General features: G+C 55.8%; 12 protein-coding genes and 1 pseudogene. 11 read left to right on the top strand and 2 right to left on the bottom strand.

The annotated features are described in order from the left end of the window. Positions 1–31 precede the first annotated feature (31 nt). From E5201_RS14700 to E5201_RS14665, 7 genes are all read left to right on the top strand, one after another. On the top strand, positions 32–682 hold the full coding sequence (locus E5201_RS14700) for a restriction endonuclease subunit S domain-containing protein (RefSeq protein WP_140987204.1): 651 nt from the start codon (positions 32–34) through the stop codon (positions 680–682). Beyond that, a complete protein-coding gene (locus E5201_RS14695) occupies positions 675–2,192 on the top strand; it encodes a type I restriction-modification system subunit M (RefSeq protein ID WP_140987203.1) in 1,518 nt (505 codons plus the stop codon). Before E5201_RS14700 ends, E5201_RS14695 begins: the two co-directional genes overlap by 8 nt. After that, positions 2,185–3,408, top strand: coding sequence for a restriction endonuclease subunit S (locus tag E5201_RS14690; RefSeq protein ID WP_140987202.1), 1,224 nt, complete (start codon positions 2,185–2,187; stop codon positions 3,406–3,408). The genes E5201_RS14695 and E5201_RS14690 overlap by 8 nt, the downstream gene beginning before the upstream one ends. Continuing rightward, positions 3,401–5,065, top strand: a complete 1,665-nt coding sequence (locus tag E5201_RS14685; protein ID WP_140987201.1) for a DUF6119 family protein — start codon at positions 3,401–3,403, stop codon at positions 5,063–5,065. Before E5201_RS14690 ends, E5201_RS14685 begins: the two co-directional genes overlap by 8 nt. Further along, positions 5,062–8,280 (top strand): type I restriction endonuclease subunit R, encoded by a 3,219-nt coding sequence (locus E5201_RS14680; protein ID WP_140987200.1) that lies wholly within the window; start codon positions 5,062–5,064, stop codon positions 8,278–8,280. The genes E5201_RS14685 and E5201_RS14680 overlap by 4 nt, the downstream gene beginning before the upstream one ends. Further along, the gene (locus E5201_RS14675) at positions 8,277–8,993 is read left to right on the top strand and encodes a M48 family metallopeptidase (RefSeq protein WP_140987199.1); all 717 of its coding nucleotides are present in this window, start codon (positions 8,277–8,279) and stop codon (positions 8,991–8,993) included. Before E5201_RS14680 ends, E5201_RS14675 begins: the two co-directional genes overlap by 4 nt. 381 nt (positions 8,994–9,374) lie before the next feature. Continuing rightward, on the top strand, positions 9,375–10,262 hold the full coding sequence (locus E5201_RS14665; protein WP_181404671.1) for a phage exclusion protein Lit family protein: 888 nt from the start codon (positions 9,375–9,377) through the stop codon (positions 10,260–10,262). Between the two features lie 163 nt (positions 10,263–10,425). Here E5201_RS14665 and E5201_RS14660 read toward each other — a convergent pair whose 3' ends face one another. Continuing rightward, the gene (locus tag E5201_RS14660; RefSeq protein WP_140987196.1) at positions 10,426–12,765 is read right to left on the bottom strand and encodes a glycoside hydrolase family 95 protein; all 2,340 of its coding nucleotides are present in this window, start codon (positions 12,763–12,765) and stop codon (positions 10,426–10,428) included. Between the two features lie 161 nt (positions 12,766–12,926). On the opposite strand from E5201_RS14660, the gene E5201_RS14655 reads away from it, so the two are divergent. The 4 genes from E5201_RS14655 to E5201_RS14640 all read left to right on the top strand — a co-directional run bounded on the left by E5201_RS14655 (position 12,927) and on the right by E5201_RS14640 (position 21,463). Next, a complete protein-coding gene (locus E5201_RS14655) occupies positions 12,927–15,512 on the top strand; it encodes a TonB-dependent receptor (RefSeq protein WP_140987195.1) in 2,586 nt (861 codons plus the stop codon). 108 nt (positions 15,513–15,620) lie between these two features. Then, a complete protein-coding gene (locus tag E5201_RS14650; protein WP_140987194.1) occupies positions 15,621–16,895 on the top strand; it encodes a glucuronyl esterase domain-containing protein in 1,275 nt (424 codons plus the stop codon). Between the two features lie 10 nt (positions 16,896–16,905). Then, positions 16,906–20,412, top strand: coding sequence for a malectin domain-containing carbohydrate-binding protein (locus E5201_RS14645; RefSeq protein ID WP_140987193.1), 3,507 nt, complete (start codon positions 16,906–16,908; stop codon positions 20,410–20,412). A gap of 136 nt (positions 20,413–20,548) precedes the next feature. Continuing rightward, entirely contained in the window at positions 20,549–21,463 is a 915-nt protein-coding gene (locus E5201_RS14640) for a bifunctional GNAT family N-acetyltransferase/nucleoside diphosphate kinase regulator (RefSeq protein WP_219993656.1), read from the top strand. A gap of 182 nt (positions 21,464–21,645) precedes the next feature. On the opposite strand, the pseudogene E5201_RS14635 reads toward E5201_RS14640, so the two are convergent. Then, positions 21,646–21,760: pseudogene (locus E5201_RS14635) on the bottom strand (IS5/IS1182 family transposase); the annotation flags it as partial.

Here is a 21,760-nt window from a genome sequence, read left to right as displayed (position 1 = left end):
GGTGCAAATTTGTCTGTAGAAAGGGCTACAGATGCAAACATCGCTGCGCCAGATTTCAGACATACAGATGGGGTTCACGGCCCGAGAGCGCCTGGAGCCCAGCTTTTCAGGTGTGCCGGTCCTGCAGCTGCGCGATCTTCAGCCGGACGGCACATTGAATTCGTCGCAGATGATTAAATGCGACCTTGGCAACGTGGCATCGCGCTATCTCGTGAACGCCGGGGACATTGTGTTCCGTTCGCGTGGTGAACGAAATACGGCGGTCACTGTCGAAGGGCTGGAAACCGCTTCGGTCGCGGTTCTCCCTCTCGTCATCATCCGGCCGGATGGGTCACTTGTCGATCCGCGCTACCTCGCCTGGTTCATCAATTCGGAAGGGGCGCAAGGCTACTTCGATAGAGCTGCGCAGGGCACCAAGCTGCGCATGATCTCGCGCATCGATCTCGAAAACCTGCCTGTCGATGTGCCCGACCTTGCCACGCAGCGACGGATTGTCGAGGTCGATGCTCTCGCCGCCGAAGAGCGCAGGCTCACGCTGTGTCTGATGGAGATGCGGCAACGGATTCTCGCTTCCACGCTGAGAAACCTGGCCCGGAGTGACCGGGACGGATCACCCAGCAAAAAGTCTCATAAACAACGCGGCGGTACGCCGAACAACAAACCGGAGGGAAACAATGACTGATCAGATTACACAGCAACAGGTGAACCAGACCGCATGGGCGGCCTGCGACACCTTCCGGGGCGTTGTCGATGCCGGGCAATACAAAGACTACATCCTCGTGATGCTGTTCCTGAAATACATCTCTGACCTCTGGAATGAACATATACGGGAATACCAGAAGCAGTTCGGTGGGGACGAGACGCGCATTCGTCGCCGTCTTGAGCGCGAGCGCTTCATCCTGCCGGAGGGCGCCAGCTTCTATGACCTTTATGCCAAGCGCAACGAAGCCAATATCGGCGAGCTCATCAACATCGCCCTTGAAAAAATCGAAGATTCGAACCGCGCCAAGCTTGAGGGCGTGTTCCGGAATATCGACTTCAATTCCGAGTCCAACCTTGGCCGTGTGAAAGATCGCAACCGGCGCCTCAAAAATATGCTGGAGGATTTCGCGAAGCCGGAACTCGACTTGCGGCCATCGCGTGTCACTGAAGACATCATCGGCGAATGCTACATCTACCTGATCTCGCGCTTTGCGTCGGACGCGGGCAAGAAGGCCGGGGAATTCTATACACCTGCCGCCGTTTCAAGGCTTCTGGCCAAGCTGGCCGGGCCCAAGGCCGGTGACACCATCTGCGATCCGGCCTGCGGCTCGGGCTCGCTGCTGATCCGTGCGGCGGAAGAAGTTGGCTCTGACAATTTTGCGCTGTTTGGCCAGGAGGTGAACGGCGCGACCTGGGCGCTAGCCCGCATGAATATGTTCCTTCACGCAAAGGACGCCGCGCGCATTGAGTGGTGCGATACCTTGAACAGCCCAGCCCTCATCGAAGGCGATCACCTGATGCGCTTTGATGTGGTGGTGGCCAATCCTCCGTTCAGCCTCGATAAGTGGGGTGCGGAGGATGCGCCGAACGACCAGTACAATCGCTTCTGGCGCGGGATACCGCCGAAGTCCAAGGGCGATTACGGCTTCATTACCCACATGATTGAAATTGCCAAGCGGCAAAGCGGGCGTGTGGCAGTGATCGTGCCGCACGGCGTGCTCTTCCGCGGCGGGGCTGAGGGTGCGATTCGCAAGGCGTTGATTGAGGAGAACTTGCTTGATGCCGTTGTTGGGCTTCCGGCAAACCTGTTCACTACGACCGGTATTCCGGTGGCCATTCTGGTGTTTGATCGTTCGCGTGAGGAAGGTGGCGCGAACGAGGCCCGTAAGGATGTCCTATTTATCGATGCGAGCAAGGAGTTTTCGCCGAGTAAGACGCAGAACGTGATGGATGAGGCTCATACTGCGAAGGTGCTGGAGACCTACCGCACGCGGGCTGAGATTGAGAAATACTCTCACCGTGCGGGCCTGGAAGAACTGGCCGAGAACGGCTTCAACTTGAACATTCCACGCTATGTCGACAGCTTCGAAGCAGAAGAGGAGGTCGATGTTACAGCGCTGCAAAAGGATATTTCGCGCATTGAAGCTGAACTGATAGAGGTGCGGGCTAAGATGGCTAGCTACCTTAAGGAGCTTGGCGTCAATGCGTGATGGCTGGCACAGGACAACATTGTCCGATCTTGTTGAGTTCAGAAATGGTCTGAACTTTACACAAGCGTCGAGGGGCGCATCTGTAAAAGTAATTGGAGTAGGTGATTTCCGAAATAAGGAAGCACTCTCTGATTTCTCGGAAACAACGACGATCGTCATTAACGGTGAAGTTAGCGAAAGCGATATGTTGGCCGAGAATGATCTTCTGTTTGTGAGATCGAACGGTAACAAAGCATTGATAGGCCGGTGCGTATTGATTTCAAAGGTATCGGAACCGCTCGCTTTTTCGGGTTTCACCATACGGGCACGAATTTCTGCGCCAAACGTCGACCACAGCTATCTCTCGAAACTCGTGCGCTCACCCTTGTTTAAGGCGCATCTTCACCGATTCGGAGGTGGATCAAGTATCAGTAACTTAAGCCAAGAAGCGCTTTCCGAATTTGCGTTCGCTCTACCACCGCTTGAAGAGCAGAAAAAGATTGCCGAGATTTTGCGAGCCTGGGATTTGGCGATAGAGAAATTGGAGGCACTGCGTGAATCCAATTTGCGTCGCCGTACATGGCTAAGAACGCATCTGTTTAATGGAAAAGTGCGTCTTCCGGGCTTTAATGGGGAGTGGAGAACGGTTCGCCTCGGTGATGTTCTGACTGAGCATGGCTTTGTCAGCACTGGAAACGAAGAGGTATTCTCAGTTTCTGTTCACAAAGGTTTGGTCAATCAGATTGAGCATCTAGGAAGATCATTCGCTGCAGCTGAAACCAGCCATTATAACCGCGTTCTGCCGGGCGACATTGTTTATACCAAGAGTCCGACTGGCGATTTCCCGCTGGGAATTATCAAGCAGAGCAAGATATGTGACGAAGTAATCGTCTCGCCTCTTTATGGCGTGTTTTCTCCGGTGACGCGCGCCATGGGCTGCATCCTTGATGCGATGTTTGAGTCGCCCGTTGCCGTTCGTAACTATCTGCATCCGTTAGTACAAAAAGGTGCAAAGAACACTATTGCAATCACTAATACACGCTTTTTGGAAGGCAGTTTGCTTCTTCCCATGGATCACGAAGAACAGGTTGCGATCGCAGAGGTGATTGATGCTTCTCGCGCCGAAGTAGATTTGATCGAGGCGGAGATCAACGCACTACAAAAGCAGAAACGCGGACTAATGCAGAAGCTGCTGACGGGCGAATGGCGCGTTCAGCGGGAGGTGGCCGTTGCCTAAGGCGAAGACACGCACCCTCAATGTTCGACTGCTGCGCAAAGGGCGTGCTCCTGCGACCGCATTCTCACCGAGCTTCGCGCCCGGTGAGGAGCGCGCGCTGGCGCAGCGGCCTTGGGAGGGTGTTGAGGGGGCTTCTCTGTACATCGGGCAGGTCTATGCCAATCCACCTGGCTGGACGGACTTTCTTGAAGAGGGTAGTGCCGACCTGCCGACCGATATGCTTACCAGCGGTGCCGGGGCTGTCTTGTTCATGCCGGTCAAAGACCGAATGGCGGCGGTATGCTTCGGGCATATCCACATCGCTCTGAACGATGATGCCTTCGAGCGCCAGTTTGGCTTGAAGGTCACGCTGAATACGGTGCCGCGTGGGAAGCTGCGCACCCTTGATCTGGCAACGCCTGACGCGGTCACCTTCCAGAAGAGGGTCCAGGCCAGCAAAGACAGCGATCTTCTGGAATTTGGTGTCGATATGCTGCGCGACCTCGCCCGGGTGGCGGGGGGGACGCCGACGAATACCGCCTTTGCACGGTTCGTTGCGGGCAAGGATGCGCTGTCCATCACCTGTGAGGTCGAGCCTGACAACATCCAGGCGAAATGCGCTGAAATCGTCGCGGCCTACGGCAAGGTGGATTACCGGAAGGAATTCTCCTGGGTCGATAATATGCAGGTTGTCCGTGAGAAGGACATCATTGCTGAGCTTGATGCCAAGCTGTTCCAGGCCATCACCGATCTTCGGGACGGCAAGGCTTCTGACCTCCACATGGCGCCGCCGGAAATTGTCAATTACACGGAAGGCAGCCAGCTTCACTACAACGGGTTCGGCAGTCATGGAACGACGTTCCATAGCCTTTCTATCGATGATTATGTCGCCGAGCTTGAGCGATGCGAATTTGATGGCGAGATGGCCGATGTCAAAGACAAGCATCGTATCAAGGCGAAGGGAGATGATGAGGACGAGTTCTCTGAAAAATGGCGCGTCTACGACTGCTTCGTCTTCGAGACCTCGCGCGGGGCTGGGGCGGCGCAGAAGCACTACGTCTTATTCGCCGGTGACTGGTACTGCGTTGAGAAACAATTCAAGAAGCAGATCGAAGACTTTTTTGACGCCACGGAAAAGGTAACGATTATCGGTGCGACGGCGTGCAGGAACGAGCAGGAACTGATTGCCGATGTAGAAGCAAATCGCGCTGACTTGCTGAAGCTTGACCAGGAGAAGATCAATCCTGCTGGCGTCCGTTATGCAAATTTGGAGCCCTGCGACTTCTTCTCCGGAGACAAAGAATTCATCCACCTGAAGGATGGGCATTCGTCGGGCCCTATCAGCCATCTCTGGTCGCAAGGCGTTGTCAGCGCGGAAGCGCTCGTCAGCGATGCTGAATTCAGGAAAAAGCTGAGGGCCAAGGTTCGCAGCTTCGGGCGCGGCTTCGAGGCGCATCTACCCAAGACCACCGAGAAGCTAGTGCGCGACGACTATAAGGTCGTCTTTGGAATTATGAGGAAGCCGTACGCCGACGGCAGTCTTGGCCTGCCCTTTTTCAGTAAGGTCAGCTTCCAGACGGCCGCCCTGCGTATCCAGCAATTTGGTATCCCTGTTGCGATCGAGCTTATCGAGAAGCCAGTGTCCGATGCCGCAGATGAAGAAGAGGCCGACGAATGAGCTTCGATGCCGCTGAGAAATTTCAGTCCCAGATTCCCGCGCTCCAGCTTTTGGTCGCTTTGGGCTTCAAGCCCCTGTCACAGGTGGACGCTGACCGGTTGAGGGGTGGTCGCCAGCGCAATGTCACCTTGGACGATGTCCTGATTGAGCAGTTGTTGAAGATCAACCGCCTGACATATCGTGGCCGGGACTACCCATTCAACCTAGAGGATGCCCACGAGGCCTTGCGGCGACTGAAGCCGACCCCGGATCGGCTGAAGGGTTTGCGAGGAACTAACCAGGATATCTACGACACTCTTATCCTCGGCACCACGATTACGAAGACAATCGATGGCGATTCAAAGAGCTATTCGTTCCGATACATCGACTGGCAAAAGCCGGAAAATAACGTCTATCACGTGACGGCCGAAGTGGCATTTGAACGTACGGCTAGTACACTCACCAAGCGCTGTGACATTGTTTGCTATGTTAATGGTATTCCCTTTGTAGTCATCGAGAACAAGCGGCCGACCGAAAGCCTCAAGAAGGCGGGAAGCCAGCTCATCGGCTACCAGAACGAAGACAATATCCCTCACCTGTTTCACTTCACCCAGCTTCTCATGACCATGAACAGGCAAGAGGCGCGGTACGCGACCATCGGTACGCCGCAGAAATTTTGGCAGACCTGGCGGGATGAGGATGATCGTGACGAGCAAATTCTGCCGTTGGCAAATCGCTCTCTGACCGCTGAGGAGAAAGCAAGCATCTTCTCAGGCGATTTTGCGGGAGCGCGTTCCTTTTTCGATGCGCTAGAGCTCGAAGGGCCGCGCGCGTTGTCGGCGCAGGACCGAACAATCTACGCCCTGTGTCGCCCTGAAAGGCTTCTCGACATTGTTCGGCGCTTTACCGTTTTCGACGGCGGCATTCGTAAAATCGCCCGTCACCAGCAGTTTTTTGGCATCCGGCTTGCCGTTGATCGGGTCAAACAGGTCGACCTCAACGGCGTGCGCAAGGGCGGCGTTATCTGGCACACGCAAGGCTCGGGGAAGTCTCTGACGATGGTCATGCTGGGACGGGCGCTAGCTCTTGACCCGGGAATCGTCAATCCGCGTATCATCATTGTGACAGACCGCGACGATCTGGATAAGCAGATCAAGGGGACGTTCAAGTCCTGCGATATGGAGCCGGTGAGAGCCAGTAGTGGGGCACATCTCCGGCAACTCGTCGTCAACAACGCACCCTTGGTGACGACAATCATTAACAAGTTCGACACGGCTTCGCGTGGCGACAACGCCGCAGATTCCGATGCCAACTTATTTGTCTTGGTGGATGAGAGCCACCGCACTCAGACCGGACGATATGGTGGGCACGGTACCTTCGCCATGAAGATGCGACGCCTTCTTCCGAAGGCTTGCTATCTGGGGTTCACGGGAACGCCCCTGCTCAAGAAGGATAAGAATACCCTCGCGACTTTCGGTGGTCTGATCCACAAATATGCCATCGACGAAGCTGTAGCCGATGGCGCTGTCGTTCCGCTGCTATACGAGGGAAGGCTGGTTGAGCAGCAGCTTACGGGAGCTGTAATCGATCGCTGGTTCGAGAAGATCAGCGAAGGCCTAACCGATCGCCAAAAGGCCGACCTGAAACGGAAGTTCTCACGGATGGACGCTCTGTCCAATACCGGTCAGGCCATTCGCGCGAAGGCTTACGATATCTCCGAGCACTATAGGCAATTCTGGCAAGGCACGGGATTTAAGGCCCAGCTTGTCGCCCCATCGAAAGCATCTGCCATCCGCTTTAAGGAAATTTTGGACGAGATCGGTCACGTTTCGAGTGAGATCATCATATCTGCGCCTGACGACAACGAAGGCAACGAGGAGGTCGATAAGGAATCAAAGGATCTGGTCCGCAAGTTCTGGGCCCAAATGATGGCTCGATTCAACAATTCTGAGGATGAATATAACCGGCAAATCACTGAAAATTTCAAGGGATCGGGGGAACCAGAAATCCTGATTGTTGTTTCGAAGCTTCTGACCGGGTTCGATGCGCCGCGAAATACAGTGTTGTACCTCTGCAAGTCACTGCGCGAGCACAACCTTTTGCAAGCCATCGCGCGGGTAAATCGCCTGTATGAAGACGACGGTCAAGAAAAGCAGTTTGGCTTCATTATTGACTACGAGGGCTTGCTTGGCGAATTGGACAAGGCGCTGACAACCTACAGTGCCTTCGAGGGTTTCGAGGCGGATGATATCGCCGGTACGGTTCACGACGTCCGCGAGGAAATCAGAAAGTTGCCGCAGCTGCACAATCAGCTTTGGGATATCTTCAAGACCATCCGCAACAAGCGCGATATGGAGCAGTTTGAGCAGTTTTTGGCGGACGAGAGCAAGCGCCAGGAATTCTATGAACGATTGCGCGCTTTTTCGAGATGTCTTCATATCTCCTTGTCCTCGGAGAAGTTCCTTGACGTCTTCGATGAAGAAAAAATCGATGCCATGAAGCGGGACTGGAAACAGTTCTCCGAATTGAAGCGGTCAGTGCAGCTCCGTTATCAGGAAACGGTAGATGTTAAGGAATTCGAGCCGAAAATTCAGAAGCTTCTAGACGATCATGTGGTTGCGCTTCCAGCAGAGACGATTATTGAAGTCGTCAACATCAACGATCCTGAGGCGCTGCGCGCTGTCGTTGACGAGGCGGGTGTCTCCGAAGCGTCCAAGGCAGATCGCATCGCCAGTGCTACACGCAGAAAAATTACGGAGAAAATGGAGGAAGACCCAGCCCTTTATCGGCGGTTTTCCGAAATGCTCGAAGAAACGATCCGGGACTATCGTGAAAAGCGAATGTCCGAGAGGGACTATCTAACCAACATTATTGATCTGGCAAGCAAGGTCGCCCGCAGGGAACACAATCAGGCAATGCCGTCTGCCATCAGGGGCAACGACGATGCCCAGGCATTCTTTGGACTTATTCAGCCCGTCCTGTCGCGCTCCATGGGCGGAGACAATGCCGAGATCGCAGCCGCCGAGATCGCCCTTAAGCTGATCGACATTGTCAAGTCTCACCACATCGTTGGTGTGTGGTCGAACGATGTTGCCCAGAATAAGATGCATAACGCCATCGACGATTATTTCTTCGACGTGCTGCGCGATGAGAAGGGGATCGAGCTCTCTCTGGAAGACATTGATGATCTGGAGCACAGGATCATGGATGTCGCCCGCGCGAGGTATCCGGCATGACGGCGGGTACTTATGAGATTGCGTATGGATCTGAGACCATCAGCTTTGTAATTTCGCGCCGCGATCGGAAGACGTTGGAGATCGCCGTCGAACCGGACATGAGCGTGGTTGTCGCAGCACCTAGAGACGCTGCGGTTGAGGAGATCGCTGAGAAAGTTCGGAAACGTGCTGCCTGGATAAGGCGTCAGCAAAGATATTTTGCGCAGTTTCTTCCACGGACGCAGGAACGAACCTTTGTCGCTGGCGAGACCCATCTTTATCTGGGCAGGCAATACCGTTTAAAGATTGTTCGTCATGTGCAGGAGGCCGTGAAGCTCTCACGCGGCCATATTTTGGTTCAGACGCATTATCCCGAGCGATCAGACGTAACAAAAGGGCTTGTTGAAGACTGGTACAAGGCCCGCGCACATATCAAATTTCGCGAGCGGCTGGAGATCAATCTCCGGCGGTTCCCTAATCCAGAGGCCTTTAATCCATCGGGATTAACGATCAAATTTCTTGCGCAGCGTTGGGGATCAATGTCGCCAGCGGGCAGATTGCTTCTTAACCGTAGGCTTATCCAGGCACCCGTTGATGCGATTGACTATGTCATTTCTCATGAACTTTGTCATTTAGAAGAACCCAACCACGGCCCTGCTTTCTTCTCTCTCCTCGCGCGGATTTTGCCAGATTGGGAGAGGCGAAAGACGAAGCTGGAACGGTCGATGGCGTGAGGGGATTGCTTGATGAATAAACCTTGGTCGCAATATCAGCAGGTCGTCGTAGAGACCTACTCGGCCGTGAAGTCGGGGAAAAGCTCTCGCGTCCATGTGCGGTCAGTTGCCGGACAGCCGTTTCCGGCGACAATGGATGTCGAGTGCTCCCGGTCGATGCGGAAGCTATATCCGGTGGGAACCCGGTTTCGGATATACGCCAAGGAGACGAACAGGGAGGGCGGCAAGCCCTTTCTGTATTCTCATTTTGATTGGCCGTTCGAGGTTGTGGAATAGACTGGCGGCAGATCGTTCGCCCGTATTTACTCGTTGTCGTCTAAAGCCATACAACAACAAAAGAAAAAGTCATGGCGAGACGCTATGAATCTGTAGGGGATTGAATTGCCGACAACTAAACAGCTATTCGATCCATTCTTTCGGTATGCCGCGCGAGCACCGGTGCACATCGCTCCTGAGCGTGGGCGGGAGCTTGCTGAGGAGGTGTTCGGGGCGGAAAAGTGGGCATTGCTGCCAAGTGAAAGCGAGGCGAACTTCTACGCCATACCTCAAGATAAAGCCATTTATCTGTCCTACGCGGGACTGGCGAGCCTTTGGTGTGTCGCTCACGCGGCGTTTCATATCGCTGACATTGCGTCCCGCGACCAACGCGCTGCCAAACAACCTGGCCAGACCGAGATTGATATCGGCGCTAAATTGGCTGCTCGAAGAATTTCCGATTATCTCGCTTATGCGACGGTGCTCTTCCGTGCCGATAGAGATTGGCCGATCGAATTGCCTCCGCCAGAGATAAATCCCTCATTTGATACTGCAGGAGGCCGTGTCAATAACGTCTTCTTCGGTGCCCTGAGCTGGATCCTGCTGCACGAAATTGCCCACGTCCACCATGGGGACCAGAAACTGATTCCGGTACACCTACTTGTGCGTCAGGAATACCGGGCAGATGATTTTGCTACTCGCTGGATTTTGGACGAAGCCGGGAATGGGCTCCACCGCGAGTTTCGTGTTCTAATGGTTGTCGCAGCCCTCACCTGGCTGTTTTTGCAAGAAAAAGTGGTCGGAATCGGTAGCGACCATCCCGCTGCCATTTTGCGCTTCCGCGAAGCCGCGACCTTATTTCAGATGGGGGATCGGAGTGTGGGGCTTGAGAACGCTGGATACATCCTCAAAGCTGTACTGGACCCCACAACGCCAGCCCCGCAGTTTGATACCCCTAAGCAACTCTTCGAATGGGTTAGCCGGCGGCTGGAGGCCCTGTTCCCGGTGTCGTAGACCGTTGAACGTCTGACGCCTTTCAAAATATTATAATGGCGCGGCAATGACATAGCAGTTCTCAGTTTCATTCTGTCCGGCGCGCCATTTCTCGCAAGGGCTTTATTCCGGTCACGACACCAACAGCAAACAGCCGGTCCAACATCAATCCAGCCGATTAAATTCAACGAAGCTGGTCATGCCCCAGATCAAAGCTGACAGACGGTTGCAGGATTATCCGGCGGCGCATTCCATTGATCTGCAAAGCTCGAGGACCGCCGGTGCCGCTGATCAGGCGTAGGTGCGTAACCTGTCCGTCAAGCCAGACCATATCCAGTTTGGTATCCCTGCGCAGGCCAACCCCGCTTATACGACCGCTGGGCCAGGCCTGCGGCAGGGCGGGCAGCAAAATAATGTCGTCGCCCCGGCTTTGTACCAGCATTTCGATGATCCCGCGCACCCCACCGAAATTGCCATCAATCTGAAACGGCGGGTGTGAATCAAACAGGTTGGGATAGGTGAGTTCGGGGCTGAGGAGATTGCGCAATATACTGTGCGCCCGTTCCCCGTCCCCCAGATGCGCCCACAGATTAAGCCGCCAGCCGACCCCCCAGCCGGTCGCTTCGTCACCACGGGTGTTAAGCGATACTTTGGCCGCTTCCGCCAGAGCCGGTGTCTGTGTGATATTAATCTGCTGACTGGGGAACAGGCCATAGAGATGCGACACATGCCGGTGATGAATATCGGCTGCTGTATCGTCCCAGTCTGCCTGCCATTCCTGAAGCTGGCCGCTGCGACCGATTTTATCCGGCGGCAATTTGGCGCGTAAATCACTTATCGTCCGGCGAAAGGTCGCATCGGTTTTCAATGTTTCAGACGCCGCAATCACATGGGCAAACAGGTCACGCAGTATCTGGTTATCCATCGCAGGCCCCGCGCACAGGGTCGAGCCGCGCCCATGATCGTTTTCGGGTGAATTGGACGGATTGGTCACCATAAACCCTGTGTCCGGGTCTTTTTGCAGGGTATCGACAAAGAACAGGGCGGCGTTTTTCAACAGCGGATAGATGCGCCGCAGATAGGCCGCATCACGGTTATAATCATAATGATCCCATAGCTGGTTACATAGCCACGCCCCGCCACAGGGCCATAGCCCTGTGCGCATATAATCCACCGGCCCAGAAGCGCGCCAGAGATCGGTATTATGATGTGCCACCCAGCCACGCGCGCCATAAAGATCACGTGCGGTCACCGCGCCGGTCACCGACAGTTCCTCAACCATACGCACCAGAGGCTCAAGACATTCGCTCAAGCCCGCCGGATCAGCCGGCCAGTAATTCATCTGAGCATTGATATTGAGGGTATATTTGCTGCCCCAGGGCGGGCGATTGAGATCGTTCCATATACCCTGAAGATTGGCGGGCTGAGAGGTGCCGCGCGACGAGGCGATCATCAGATATCGCCCGAACTGAAAATAGAGCGCCGCCAGAGACGGGTCATTCAGGCCGAGTGAATTTTTCACCCGTGTTGCAGTGTGACGATCCGCGCCGCGCCCTTTGGGGAGTTCAAGCCTGACCCGCCCGAACAGGGCCTGATAGTCGGCCACATGTGCTGTTTTCAGCGCAGCAAAGGATTTTTGCCGGACATTTGAAATATGCTGTCGCGTCAACGTCTCAGGGTCGCCGGATACATCCGCAGGCGATTTGAAACTTGTGGCCATAGCCAGTTTTATAACGACTGAGGTCGCATCACGTATCTGCATCACCGGCCCGTGCGCCGTCAGATTACCACCGTCATGGCTGATGTGGGCCCGCGCCTTAAAACCCAGACGCCCCCTGTTGCCATGATCGGTATTGTTGACACCACTGAGCACCAGTTGATCGCCATCGGCCTGCACCTCTGACCCCAGGCCGCTGGTGAAACCGACATCAAGCGACAAAGGCCCGCCCTCGGCTCGTAAATGGATGGCGATGATATTGTCCGGATAGGAGGCGATGACCTCACGTATATAGCGCACGCCTTCTGACACAAATTGCGTGCGGCATACAGCGCTGTTGAGATCAAGCTCGCGCAGATAATCGCTAAAAGCGGTTTCGTTTACGCCTTTGAAATCGAGCCACAGATCACCGACGCACTGATAGGACATCTGGCGCATAGGTACCGCCTGCACCGTCTGATCCGCCAGCGCCTCGGCTTCGGCAAAGCGGCCTGAAAAGATCAGGTTGCGGATTTCCGGCAAGGCCGCCTGCGCTTTGGGGTTAACATTATGATAGGGCCCACCCGACCACAGGGTGTCCTCATTAAGCTGAAGACGTTCCCGCTTAACGGTGCCAAACACCATCGCCCCTAAACGCCCGTTGCCAACCGGCAAGGCTTCCGTCCAGACACCTGCGGGTTTATCATACCACAGGCGCAAGGCCGGATCAGGCTCACTTGACGACGTGGCTCTGGCAATTCCGCCCCCGCTGCCTGCGCTGGCGGCTATGGCCGCCGTGGCTATCATGGACCGCCGCGTTAGTTTCATTTCGTGACTCCCGGAATCCTGCATTTGTAATATGTATTAAATCTTACATCTTATCTATTGACCAAGATATCAGATAACTATATGCCTGCAAGTACGAATGCGGGCTCGACCCAGATGGCGTCGATAACAGAGGCCACGAGGCCCGCACGGGAGAGAACAAAATGCACACCCAAAATCGCCTTAAGGCGTCCTGCGCCATTCTTGCCCTGCTTATTGCCAGCAGCCCGGCCATGGCCCAAACCAGCCCCCCTGCCGACGACATGGAGACCATTGTCGTCACAGGTATGCGCAAAAGCCTGCAAAATGCCACCACCCTGAAACGTAATGCCGATCAGGTTGTTGATTCCATCGTCGCAGAAGATGTCGGCAAGATGCCCGACACCAATATTGCGGAATTGCTGCAACGTATTCCCGGCGTACAGATCGCCCGTAACACACGCGGCGAAGGTAATGCCTATGTGGTGCATGGCCTGAAGCAGGTCACCACCACGGTCAATGGCCGTCAGTTGTTTACTGTGGCCAACCGCAACGCCACCCTGCTTGATTTTTCGTCGGATATTCTGACCGGTATTGATGTCTACAAAACCGCCACCGCCGACCAGATCGAGGGCGGCCTTGGGGGGCTGATTGATATTCACTCGGCCCGTCCGTTTGACTATAGCGGTGGATTTCAGGGCGCGGCCAATTTTACTGCCAACATAAGCGATGTTCAGGACAGCATCCGCCCACGCCTTTCGGGCTTCATCACCAACCGCTGGGATACGTCAGTTGGGGAAATAGGCCTGCTGGTCGGGGTGCAGAAAGAGCGCTTTGAGTCCGGTGGCTATTCGACCTCAATCAATAACTATTCCAGTTCCAACAGTATTTTTGACCGCGATGCGGACGGGAATTTCCCCGGTGACGCTGACGATGCGGTTCTGGTGCCGGGGCAGGTACGCGGTCAGTACGAATACGGCACGCGTAACCGTGAGGCCGTCTATATCGCCGGTCAGTGGCGTCCGCGTGAAGGCCTGACCTTCCATCTGGATTCCATCTATTCCTATTCTGGTGGTCATTCGGAAACCCAGCAGCTTTCGATCCGCGATGGCACCAGTGACCGCAATGTGACGTTAAAAGACGGTACCAATATTGCCGACACCTATGGCCTGACCAATGTGCATGCCCGCTCGGTGGCCGGCGCCACAGACAATCCCTATCATAACTATAATGTTGCCGGTGGTTTCAAGTGGCTGACCGGCCCCCTCACCCTGAGCGGTGAAGTGGCCTGGGCCAAGAGCCGTGGCCCCTTCTATATGCGCAGTATTACCCTGCAATCGACCCTGCCCGGTGTCCGCTTTGACATGTCTGGCCCTGCCATTGATTTTACTGTGTCAGGCATTGATCTGAATGACCCCGCAAGCTGGCGGTATCATTCCGTTTCCGACTTCGCCACCTTGTCGGACGGACGTGAAAAATCATTGCGTCTTGACGGGCGTTATGAACTTGACTGGGGGCCACTGAAAGCGGTTTCGGCCGGTCTGCGTTATGTTGATCATGATACGGTCTATGATTCCTATTCGGTCGGCTACAATACCGGCAACAGCGGCCTGACCGACACGGTCGCCAACCTCACGGCCCTGACGCCTGGCCGCCTGTTTGTCGATCAGGATGTTTCAACCAATCAGTGGGTCAGTATCCGCCGTGACATCCTGCGTGACATGGTGGCCATGCGCGAAGCCACCGGCATACCGCTGGGCAATCCGGCCTTCAATCAGGGCAGCCACTATACCTATAATGAAAAGGTCTCTGCGGTTTATCTGCAAGGTCATTTCGACACCATGATCGGCAACATACCGGTCGATGGTAATATTGGTGTGCGTCATGTGAAGACCGAAGGCGACCAGACCGTTTATCCGACACTGAATGGCGTTATTACCGAGGTGCGCGGCGGTGGCGAATACGACAATACCTTGCCGACATTCAACCTGAGGGCCAAGTTCACCGAAGACCTGTTCCTGCGTCTGGCCGCGTCCAAGGCCATCACCCGTCCCGACTATGGCAACCTGTCTCCGGCCCTGATCCTCAGCCCCTCAAGCCCGACCGGTTCAGGCGGCAATCCTGACCTCAAGCCTGCCGAGGCCAATCAGTATGATGCGGCGCTTGAATATTATTTCGGTGGCTCGAATTTCGTCGCCCTGACGGTATTCAAAAAGGATGTCGAGGGCTTCGTCCAGAGCTTCGCGGATGAGGAAATCATCAATGGCACGCCTTATCTGATTACCCGCCCGCGCAATTCCGGCAGCGGTGAAATCAAGGGCGCGTCTCTGGCCTACCAGCAGTTCTTTGACTTCCTGCCCGCGCCGTTTGATGGTCTGGGAGTACAGGGCAACTATACCTATGTAGATAGCGAACTGTCGGTCATTGGCCGCGACGTTCTTGTCCCTGCCGAAGGCCTGTCGCGTGATTCCTATAACCTGACCGGTATCTATGAAAAGGGGCCGTGGTCGCTGCACGCCTCCTATAACTGGCGCTCACGCAGCGTTCAGTCCACATCAGGCGATTCCGCCGGTCGCACCCTGTGGCGCGCCCCTTATGAATCCCTCGATTTCGCCGCCACCTATCAGGTCAACGAACAGGTGTCGGTCAAATTCGATGCGGTCAACATCCTCTATTCTTCCGAAGACCGTTACTTCGTGAACAAGCTGTTGCCCGCCCTGTCCAACCAGAATGATCGCAGCATGCATCTTGGGGTGCATCTCAAGTTCTGATTTCTCACATGCCCAGAAGCATCTCCAAGCTATCCCCGTGGTCTTCTGGTAAACTTGGGTTCAGGTCACAGCCGTGGCCTGAACCTTCTGTTCGGTGAGGACATGCCTATGCGAACCCACCCCCTGACCGGCCGCCGCACCGTACTCGCGGCGCTTTCTGCCTGCCTTGTGACGCCACTGATCGCGCGTGCGCAACCTTCTGACGCCAATCGCGACGAGGCCCTTGTCGGGGCGTACACCCTGCCGGATCCCCTGCGCATGGCAAACGGGCAACCGGTGTCGGATGCCGCCACATGGCACAACAAACGCCGCCCCGAATTGCTTAGGCTGTTTCGTGACCATATCTACGGTAATGCCTCCACCGCGCCAGCCTATATGCGCGCCGAACCTGTTGAGGCCCCGACACCGGCATTAAACGGTAAGGCCACGCGCCAGCAGGTCAGGCTACACTTTTCGGATCAGCCAAAAGGCCCCAAACTTGATCTGCTGATCTATTTGCCTGCCCATGTGCCGCACGCACCGGTTTTTGTCGGGCTGAATTTCATGGGCAATCAGGCCGTCCATGCCGATCCGGCCATACAGGTTTCCGAAGCCTGGCTTAATCGCGGCACCGGTATTGTCGATAACCGCGCTACCGAGGCCTCACGCGGTGCTGAGGCGGCAAGCTGGCCGCTTGAAGACCTGATTGCCGCGGGCTACGGTCTGGCCACCTTTACCGCAGGGGATATCTATCCTGACGGCAAGGACAAGTTCGACGAAAGTATTCAGCCCTTCTTCCAGACCCGCGAAGACAACCCCGCCCGCTGGGGGGCACTGGCGACATGGGCGTGGGGTCTGAGCCGCGTCTATGACCATCTCACGACTCTGCCCACAGTTGATGCCCGCCGTATTATCCTTGTCGGCCATTCCCGCTATGGCAAGGCCGCGCTCTGGGCCGGTGCCGCCGATGAGCGGTTTTGTATGGTTATCAGCAACAATTCCGGCGAAGGCGGCGCGTCGCTGTTTCGTCGCAACTTCGGTGAAACCCTAACCCATCTGCCTGCCTACTGGTTTGCGCCACGCTTCAAAGCCTATGTCGGACGCGTCAATGAATTGCCGGTCGATCAGCACGAACTGATCGCCCTCATCGCCCCGCGTCCGGTCTATATCACGAGCGCTACCGAAGACTGGTGGGCCGATCCGCGCGGCGAATTTCTCGCCGCAAAGGCCGCGCAACCGGTCTATCGCCTGCTGGGCGTCAAAGACCTGAAACTTAAGAATTTTCCTGAGCCCGATACACCGGTGCAGGGCCGCATAGCCTATCATCTGCGCACCGGTCCGCACGCCATCACACCCTATGACTGGGCAAATTTCATTCGTTTTGCCGACCAGCAACTGAAATAAGGACACACTCATGTTCGCCAAATTCTGCCGTGCCGTTGTTTGCCTGCTGGCCTGTGCGCCCCTTATGGCCGTAGCCGCCCCCCGTCATCAGGAAACCATCAGCGGCGGCTGGCGCTCGACCTTGTTTGTCAGTGATGAGCAAAACCGCACCCCCACCGCCGATGGCCCATTTGAAACCGTTGGCTTCCGCGACGCAGACTGGAAAACGGTTCAGGTGCCTCACAACTGGCAGGGCTACAGCTATAACCGTCAGGTGGTGCGCGGCACGATGCATGGCGTGGCCTGGTATCGTAAGACCCTGACCTTCCCGAAACGCAGCGTCGATGAGCGCCTGTTTTTGATGTTTGAAGGGGTCAATGCCTATGCCACCATCTGGCTGAACGGCAAGCTGGTCGGCAAGCATGGCGGCGGTCTGGTGAGCTTTACGCTGGATGTCACCGATGCGGTGAAGGACGGAGACAACCTGCTGGCGGTGCGGGCCGAAAACCCTGACGGCATCGAAGATTTACCGTGGGTGCCCGGTGATGATCAGCCGCGCAACGGTTTTGCCGAAGGCTCACAGCCGCTCGGCATTTTCCGGCCTGTCCATATCATCAAAGCCAACAGCCTCAAGGTACAGCCCTTTGGTGTCTATGCGTGGGGCGGCAAGGCCAATATCAATACCGAACGCGCCCGCCTGACCGTGCGCAATGAGTTGGAAAATCTGTCTGCGCGCCCGCGTCAGTTTACACTGGTCAACGAAATGGTTGATGCGCAGGGCCGCGTGGCCGGACAGTCAACAACAACCCGTACCCTCAAGGCCGGAGAAAAGGCACAGTTTGAACAGGCTCTGTCCGAAATCACCCGTCCGCACCTGTGGTCACCGGAGACGCCCTATCTCTATACCCTGCGCACGCGTCTGATTGAAAACGGCAAGGTCGTCGATGAAACCGACACGCCCTATGGTATCCGCACGGTCGAAATCCGCGATAATGCCTTTGGTCAGAAGCAGTTATTCATCAACGAAAAGCCCTTCTACATCCACGGTACCGCCGAATACGAACACCACCTTGGCGGCTCTCAGGCCTTTACGCCTGAGCAGGTAGCCGCCCGTGTCGGACAGGTAAAGGCCGGTGGCTTTAACGCCTTCCGTGACGCACATTACCCGCACAATCTGCGCTATCAGGAACACTTTGCCCGTGACGGCCTGATGTGGTGGACGCAGTTCTCGGCCCATGTGTGGTTCGATAATCCGAACTTCCGCACCAATTTCAAATCCCTGATGATCGATTGGGTCAAGGAACGTCGCAACAATCCGGCCCTGTTCCTGTGGGGCCTTCAGAATGAAAGCAAACTGCCTGCCGACTATAGCCGCGAAGCCGTGGCCATTATCCGCGAACACGATCCGATGGCCTCGGTCGAGCGCCTTATTGTGTCGTGTAACGGCGGCGAAGGCACCGACTGGAATGTGCCTCAAAACTGGTCAGGCACATATGGCGGCAATGCCGACCTCTATGCCGAGGAGCTGAAAACGCAAGGCCTTGTGGGGGAATATGGCGCCTGGCGGTCATTGGGCTGGCACGAAGAAGCCCCTTACGCCAATGGTGTGTTCTCTGAATCCGCCATGGCGGCGCTGCTTGAGAAGAAAACCCGTCTGGCGCTTTCGGTCGAAGGTCAGGCCGTTGGTGATTTCCAATGGCTTCTGACGACCCATGAAAATCCAGGACGCCCGATGCGTATTGACGGCACCCAGATTTTCGACGGCATCCGCCCGCTGGAACATATCGGCCCGTCCAATAACAAAGGGCTTCTGACCCTGTGGGGTGAGCCGACCGACGCCTATTACATGTACCGCGCCAAGACGATCAAAACGCCGATGGTGCATATTGTGTCGCACACATGGCCTGATCGCTGGACTGAAGCCGGTGTCAAATCAGGCCTTCAGGTCTATTCCAACTGTGACGCCGTGGAACTGTTCAACGATGTCGGCGGCAAGCTGTCACTGGGGCGTCGTGAACGGCCTGCCGATGGTCGCCCGTTCCAATGGGATGATGTTGATGTGCGCTATAATGTGCTGTCAGCGGTCTGCCTGAACGACAACAGAGTTCAGGCCCGCGACCTGATCACCCTCAATCATTTGCCCGAAGCGCCGGATTTCGCCACGCGGATTCAGGATGCGGCGCCAATTACCCGTGCCGAAACCGGTCAATCCTACCTTTACCGTGTCAATACCGGTGGCGCTGACTATCGTGATGCGGACGGGCAATTGTGGCTGGGGGATCGCCAGTGGGCTGAGGGACGTCACTGGGGCTGGCAGAGCTGGGCCGAAGACTATCCCGATCTTGACCCCATGCTCGGCAGCCGCCGCGTTTCTTATGATGTGATCCACGGCACAACTGAACAAGGCCTGTTCCAGACCTACCGCTTCGGACGCGACCGGCTGCAATACCGCTTCGCCGTGCCGGAAGGTGAGTATGAAATCGAGCTTTATTTTGCCGAGCCATGGTATGGTCACGCCAGCATTGATGCGACCGGCTGGCGGATTTTTGATGTTGCTGTCAATGATCAGGTGGTGCTCGACGACCTCGATCTGTTTGCCGAAGCCGGTATCAACCGCGCCGTCAAAAAAGTCGTCCGCGCAAGGGCCGTCAATGGCAAATTGAGCCTCCACTTCCCTGAGGTCAAGGCCGGTCAGGCGGTTATCGCCGCTATCGCCATCCGCCATGCCGGTCAGGGCCACGAAACCCGTCCCGACGGCACCGACCTGATTGCAGGTGCAGACAATGCCACGACCTTCCTCGATAATGGTCAGGCGGTCTATGCGGACGCTAAGGCCCGTTTTGCCCGTCTGCCGCACCTGCTGCTCGACAGCGATTATATCCGCCCCCTAAGCGCCACCTCGCAGGGTAAGACGACCTTCAGTCTGCGCACCGAGGCCGATCTCTATCTGGTTCTGCGCCCCGAAGATAAGGCCCCCGCCGGTTGGAACGTGACGGATTTCAAGGCCCAAAGCGTCAGCTATGGCACGGCTACGGCATTGATCTTTGCCAAACGCCGCGCCACCAAAGGCGAAACCATCACCGTCCCTGCCAACCTGCCGGTACTGGCGCGCCGCGCCCTCCCGTCGCCCTTTGCACCGGGGGTCTTCACCTTTGAGCGTAACCGTAACCTCCACGAAGGCGAACTGGCCACACTTGAGGGTGGGCGCGTCGCCACACTGATTAAGGGCTATGCCGGTCAGGCCTATGCCGAGATGGATAGCGACGGGTATCTAACATGGGAAGTCACGACCGGTCTTGCGGCCAAACAGGCCTATCTGATCCGCTATCATGTCACTCAGCCCGTTCAGGCCCAGCTTAAGGTCACTGACATCAGCGGCATCACCGTCGCCGAAATGCCCCTGACTCTGACACCGGACGCTGGCGGAAACTGGGCCGAGATAACCACCGAAACCGCAGGCTTCATCAATGCCGGCACCTACGGGGTCATCTTATCCCTCAGGAGTGCTGCGGCCATTGATTACCTTATCGCCCGTTAGAGCCTTGATTAAGCACACACAAGGAACGCTTATGCGCTGGCTTTCGCGGATATATCTTTGCTAAGAGGTTATTTTTACGAAAGAACCCTCACGGCCCCTGCCCTGACAGGCTTTCATTCTTGCGACCAAGGTAGCGATGATGAACATGCCTTTTGTTTCGTTGCGTCCGGAGATTACCCGGACACACGCATTGATCCTTATGGACTGGCTGGAAGATGAACGTATCACCCGCTACATGAGCGATTCACGCAACGTATCCCGGTTCATTGCGCAGGCCGTGGACCGGGTTCAGATGCCCATCCTGACGCACCTGTTCAATCAGGGGGGCCGCTTCTTTATGACCTACGATAGAAACGATGTTCCCGTGGGTTTCGTGCGTCTGATTAAGACAGGTGCCGAGTGCGAAATCGTTCTGATTATCGGAGATCATGCAAACTGGGGACGCAGATTGGGCGCTAGCACGATTCGCGAAGGGCTGAAGCTTGCGTTTCTCGATATGCGGGCAGAGCGCGTCATCGCCAGAATTCATCCGGACAATAGACGCTCGCTAAAGGGGTTTCAGCACTGTGGTTTTCTTTTGGGAACCCAGACGCCGACGCTCCTTTCCCTGTCCATGACCTCTGGCCGATATCTTCAGCGCCTGCGTGATGGCCTGATGGCGAGTTCGGAAGATATTTACCTTACAGAGATCGACAAGGCCCGGCTTCAGGAACTGCTCATGATCGAACAGGGAGAGGCCGTTGTCGAGCTTGAACACGAAATTGAGAGAGCGATTGTCGTTGATCCGCAGCAGGTAGCACGCGATGTCGTAACCATGAATTCGCGGGTCGTGCTGAAACTGGACGACGAACATAAGGAAGTCGCTCTGGTCTACCCACAGGATGCCGATGAACGCGCCGGTAAGTTGTCGGTACTCTCTGATGTAGGCGCGGCAATCCTCGGCTATCAGGAGGGGGATGAAATCGACTGGAAGGTCAGGGATCGCACGCGACGTATTCAAATCGAGAAAGTGATCTACCAGCCGGAATCATGTGGTGACTTCCATCTCTAGCCACCCTGTGCGCCGCTTCAAGCGGCAACCGCACCATTAGCTCCTCGGGACCCGACTGCCGCCGTCACACCAAAAAAACCGAGAGGGCTGCTTCTTAAAATATCAAACGCTTTCAGTTAAAAGGGCTTAAACATTGTTTACTCCGGTGATACCATTTACCCACCAACCACTAGGCTCAGGACTCATAACCAGAAGAGCACTGTAGCAGCGAGTGCGATGGCGGACAGGAAGACAGTCGGGCATCTGTCATAGCGGGTTGCCACACGCCGCCAGTCCTTCAGCCGTCCAAACATGATC

It is taken from the genome of Asticcacaulis tiandongensis (assembly GCF_006475605.1).
GTDB lineage: Bacteria > Pseudomonadota > Alphaproteobacteria > Caulobacterales > Caulobacteraceae > Asticcacaulis > Asticcacaulis tiandongensis.
Note: the sequence above shows the minus strand (reverse complement) of the source record. Positions and strands in the feature narration are given on the sequence as shown.

Bases quoted from the DNA above. Each gene is read 5' to 3' on its own strand.
- E5201_RS14700 (WP_140987204.1), top strand. From the start codon at position 32: ATGCAAACATCGCTGCGCCAGATTTCAGACATACAGATGGGGTTCACG.
- E5201_RS14695 (WP_140987203.1), top strand. From the start codon at position 675: ATGACTGATCAGATTACACAGCAACAGGTGAACCAGACCGCATGGGCG.
- E5201_RS14690 (WP_140987202.1), top strand. From the start codon at position 2,185: ATGCGTGATGGCTGGCACAGGACAACATTGTCCGATCTTGTTGAGTTC.
- E5201_RS14680 (WP_140987200.1), top strand. From the start codon at position 5,062: ATGAGCTTCGATGCCGCTGAGAAATTTCAGTCCCAGATTCCCGCGCTC.
- E5201_RS14675 (WP_140987199.1), top strand. From the start codon at position 8,277: ATGACGGCGGGTACTTATGAGATTGCGTATGGATCTGAGACCATCAGC.
- E5201_RS14660 (WP_140987196.1), bottom strand. From the start codon at position 12,765: ATGAAACTAACGCGGCGGTCCATGATAGCCACGGCGGCCATAGCCGCC.
- E5201_RS14655 (WP_140987195.1), top strand. From the start codon at position 12,927: ATGCACACCCAAAATCGCCTTAAGGCGTCCTGCGCCATTCTTGCCCTG.
- E5201_RS14650 (WP_140987194.1), top strand. From the start codon at position 15,621: ATGCGAACCCACCCCCTGACCGGCCGCCGCACCGTACTCGCGGCGCTT.
- E5201_RS14645 (WP_140987193.1), top strand. From the start codon at position 16,906: ATGTTCGCCAAATTCTGCCGTGCCGTTGTTTGCCTGCTGGCCTGTGCG.
- E5201_RS14640 (WP_219993656.1), top strand. From the start codon at position 20,549: ATGATGAACATGCCTTTTGTTTCGTTGCGTCCGGAGATTACCCGGACA.